Here is a 4,057-nt window from a genome sequence, read left to right as displayed (position 1 = left end):
GTGGGGGCCGGCGCCGGGGATTCCGGAGGCAGGACGAGGTCGATGTTGTCGATCAGGCGGGTGGTGCCCACCCGGGCAGCGACGAGCAGCAGGGCGGGACCGCTCCGGACCGGACGCAGATCGTCGGGGCTGGCCAGGGCGAGGTAGTCCACGTCCACCCCGTCCGCGGCGGCCAGAACCTCCCGCGCGGTCGCGAGCGCGGCGTCCTGCCCGCCCGCCTGGGCCCGGGCCCCGGCGGCGAGCGCCCGGGACAGGGCGAGCGCGCTGCGCCGCTGCTCGGGGGTCAGATAGACGTTCCGGCTCGACATCGCGAGGCCGTCGGGCTCGCGCACGGTCTCCACACCGATCACGGTGACGTCGAAGGCGAGGTCCGCGACCATCCGGCGGATGCAGACCAGCTGCTGGGCGTCCTTGCGCCCGAAGAACGCCAGGTCCGGACGGACCAGGTGGAGCATGGTCCCCACCAGGGTCAGCATCCCATCGAAATGGCCCGGACGGGCGGCGCCTTCGAGCAGCTCACCGAGCGGCCCGGCCTGCAAGCGGACGAGCGGCGGCGAGTCGTGGATCATCCGGGGGGCGAAGACGAGGTCGACTCCCTCCCGCGCGCACACGTCGAGATCGGCGGCCAGGGTGCGCGGATACCGGTCGAGATCCTCACCCGCGCCGAATTGCAGCGGATTAACGTAGATCGTGGCAACCACCTGGTCCGCCTGGGCCCGGGCGGCGCGCAGCAGCGAGGCGTGGCCCTCGTGCAGCGCTCCCATTGTCATGACGACGGCCCTGGTCGGGCGCGCGTGGGTCGGGCGCGTGTGCCCGGCTGCCGCCCGCGCGGGCGCGTCGTCCGGCGCAGGCAGACCGGCCTCACTCTGCCGGGCGATGGTGGCCTGCCGGTCGAGCGCGGCGAGCGCGGCGCGCAGCTCGGCCCGGTCTCTGGCCAGGACGGGACTGCCCGAGCCGGGGAGCGTGCTGGGCCGGACGGAGGGGGCAATGCTCCTAGCGGAGGGGACCGTGGCGGTGGCCGCCTGATCGCGGGATCCCGTCGATGGGCGGTCGGGCGTGGTGGAGAAAACAGCAGTCATAATCCGTTCCAGTCCTCGGATGGGGTACCGGACGTCGTTGGCAACTGTAACTCGGCTGCAATGGTTGTTGCCCTCCCCTGTGAGCTGGGCTTCGTTCGGGTGATCGTCCCGAACGAAGCCCTCTGCTCACTCCGGAAGGTGCAATTTGTTGCTTTGTGGCGTTATATGATACTTCGCTGGGGCTGCGAGCCCACCGGAGTTCAGGCCCCGGTGTGCGCGGGCTCGGCCCGCTCAGGGGCCTCGGCCTCCTGGGGGGAAGAGGGCGTGGGGGCTCCTGGACGGGTGTGCTGCGCGACGTAGGTGCCGGCGGCGATCGCCGCCGCGACCGGCCATTCGATGATCGAGGCCGCGGCGAGCCCGCCGAGCCCCAGGTAGTAGGCACCCTTGCCCAGCGACGGCCACTGCATGCTCGTACCTCGTCCAACCTCGAACCGCGACGTGAGCAGCGGTAGCCGGACCGTGAAGGTGTGTGTGCCCGGCGACCGCTCGGGGCCCGTGGGCGGGGCCGGCTGCTGCTGGTCCCGCTCAGGGGCAGAGGTGTCCGTGTCCTCCCGGTGCGGCTGTGGCCGTGCCCGTGGCGGAGTGTCCGTCTTCGTGGCCATGGCAGCTCACCTCTCTCGATATCTCGATCTCCTTCTAGGAGAGAACCTAAGATGAACTTATAGTATCCAGAAGATAACTTCTCGTGCTGTTCGCGGTGTGAGCGCGGTTAGGCGGTGGACAGGTAGTCCTTGAAGGAGATGCCGGTCAGTCGCTCGTAGGCCTCCACGTAACGGGCCTGGGTCGCCTCGACGACGTCCGCGGGCAGCTCCGGCCCTGGCGCGGTCCTGTCCCAGCCGGTACTCGTCAGATAGTCGCGGATGTACTGCTTGTCGAAGGACGGCTGGGAGGCTCCGGGCCGCCAGGTGTCCTCCGGCCAGAACCGGGACGAGTCCGGGGTCAGGACCTCGTCGGCGAGCCGCAGCGTGCCCTGGGCGTCATGACCGAACTCGAACTTGGTGTCAGCGAGCAGGATGCCGCGCTCGGCTGCGAGGACACTGGCCCGGCCGAAGATCTGCAGGGTCAGCCGCTCGAGCTCGGCGGCGAGCTCGGTGCCGATCCGGCCGGCCGCGTCGGCCCGACTGATGTTCTCGTCGTGCTCACCGATCGGCGCCTTCGTGGACGGCGTGTAGATCGGTGCCGGCAGCTTGCTGCCGTCCACCAGCCCGGTGGGCAGGGGATGCCCGCTGACCGCGCCGGTGCGCTGGTAGTCCTTCAGCCCGCTGCCGGTCAGATAACCACGGGCGACGCACTCGATCTGCACCATGTTCAGGCGTCGGCACAGCATCGACCGGCCGCGCAGCTGCTCCCTATACGGAGCGAGCTCGGCCGGGTACTCATCGGCGTTCGAACTGACGACGTGGGACGGGACCAGGTCGGCGAGCTGGTCGAACCACCACAGCGAAAGCCCGGTGAGAACGGCTCCCTTGTCGGGAATTTCGGTCGGTAGGACCACGTCGAACGCCGAGATGCGGTCGCTGGCGACCAGCAGCACGGCGTCGTCCCCGACCGCGAACAGCTCTCGGACCTTGCCCGAACCCAGGTGGGTGAGCCCGGCGAACTCCTCATGTGTCAGTGGCATACACCGACCGTACCCAGGGAGAACAACAGCACCCGCGGCGCGGGGGCGCGCGGGTCAGGTGAGGGCCGCCAAGGCGTCGAAGACCGGGCCGAGGCGCTTGGTGTAGCGCTCGGGCCGGCTCACCTCGTCGAGCCTGGCCTCGTCCAGGGCCAGGCCGCGGTCGCCGGCGTGCTTGCGCAGCGTCTCCCGGAACGGCACGCCGGTCTGCCAGGTCTCCATCGCCGCCGCCTGGGTGACGGCGTAGGCGTCCTCGCGGGACAGCCCCGTCTCGACGAGTTCGAGCAGCACCGCCGAGGTGTAGACCAGCCCGCCCGTGGCATCGAGGTTCGCCCGCATCCGTGCGGTGTCCACGACCAGCCCGGTGACCAGCCGGGTCGTCAGGTGCAGCAGGTAGTCGACGCCGGTGGCGGCGTCCGGCAGCGCGATGCGCTCGGTGGAGGAGTGGGAGATGTCGCGCTCGTGCCACAGCGGGACGCCCTCCAGCACCGGGACGTACTGCGCCCGGACGATCCGGGCGAGCCCGGCGATGCGCTCCGACATGATCGGGTTCTTCTTGTGGGGCATCGCGGAGGAGCCCTTCTGCCCGGAGCCGAACGGCTCGGACAGCTCCCGGACCTCCGTGCGCTGGCCGTGCCGGACCTCCAGGGCGACCGCCTCGCAGACGGTCGCGAGCCCGGCCAGCGCCGCGACCCAGGAGGCGATGCCGTCGCGCAGCACGACCTGGGTGGCCACCGGGGCCGCGGTGAGGCCCAGCTTGTCGGCCACATAGGCCTCGACGTCGGGGTCGATGTTGGAGTACGTCCCGACCGCGCCGGAGATCTTGGCGACGGCCACGTCCGCGCGGGCCGCGCGCAGCCGGTCGCGGCAGCGGGCGAGCCCGAACGCCAGGTCCGCGACGCGGTGCCCGAACACCGTCGGCTCGCCGTGGATGCCGTGCGTCCGGCCGACCCGCAGGGTGTTCCGGTGGGCTAGGCCGAGGTCGCGCAGCGCGGCGACGAGGGTGTCCGCCCGGGCGAGCAGCAGGTCGGTCGACTCGACCAGCTGCAGCGCGAGCGCCGTGTCGAGCAGGTCTGAGGAGGTCATGCCGAAGTGCGCGTAGGCGGCGGCGGACCGGGGTTCGGTGCGGTCGGCCCAAGCGGTCAGGAAGGCGATGACGTCATGCTGGGTGACGGCCTCCACCTCGGCAACGGCCTCGGGCGTCGGAGCGGGGGCGGCCCGGACCGGCTCGACGGAATCGGCGGGGATGCGGCCCGCGGCGGCGTGCGCCTCCATGACCAGCACCTCGACGCGACACCACAGCTCGTACTTGTGCGCCTCCGACCACACCCGGCCCATCTCCGCCAGGGTGTAACGGCCG

Annotated in this window: 4 protein-coding genes; all 4 read right to left on the bottom strand. The window is 71.2% G+C overall.

The features are described from left to right. The coding region (panC, locus tag AC08OP_RS22075) for a pantoate--beta-alanine ligase (protein WP_476615932.1) at positions 1-1,079 on the bottom strand (1,079 nt) is incomplete at its 3' end. Between the two features lie 200 nt (positions 1,080-1,279). After that, positions 1,280-1,681, bottom strand: a complete 402-nt coding sequence (locus AC08OP_RS22070) for a hypothetical protein (RefSeq protein WP_476615931.1) — start codon at positions 1,679-1,681, stop codon at positions 1,280-1,282. Between the two features lie 107 nt (positions 1,682-1,788). After that, positions 1,789-2,700, bottom strand: a complete 912-nt coding sequence (locus AC08OP_RS22065; RefSeq protein ID WP_476615930.1) for a phosphoribosylaminoimidazolesuccinocarboxamide synthase — start codon at positions 2,698-2,700, stop codon at positions 1,789-1,791. 54 nt (positions 2,701-2,754) lie between these two features. After that, on the bottom strand, positions 2,755-4,057 hold a 1,303-nt coding region (purB, locus tag AC08OP_RS22060; protein ID WP_476615929.1), incomplete at its 5' end, for an adenylosuccinate lyase.

Source organism: Frankia sp. CeRuru1 (assembly GCF_977966315.1).
Note: the sequence above shows the minus strand (reverse complement) of the source record. Positions and strands in the feature narration are given on the sequence as shown.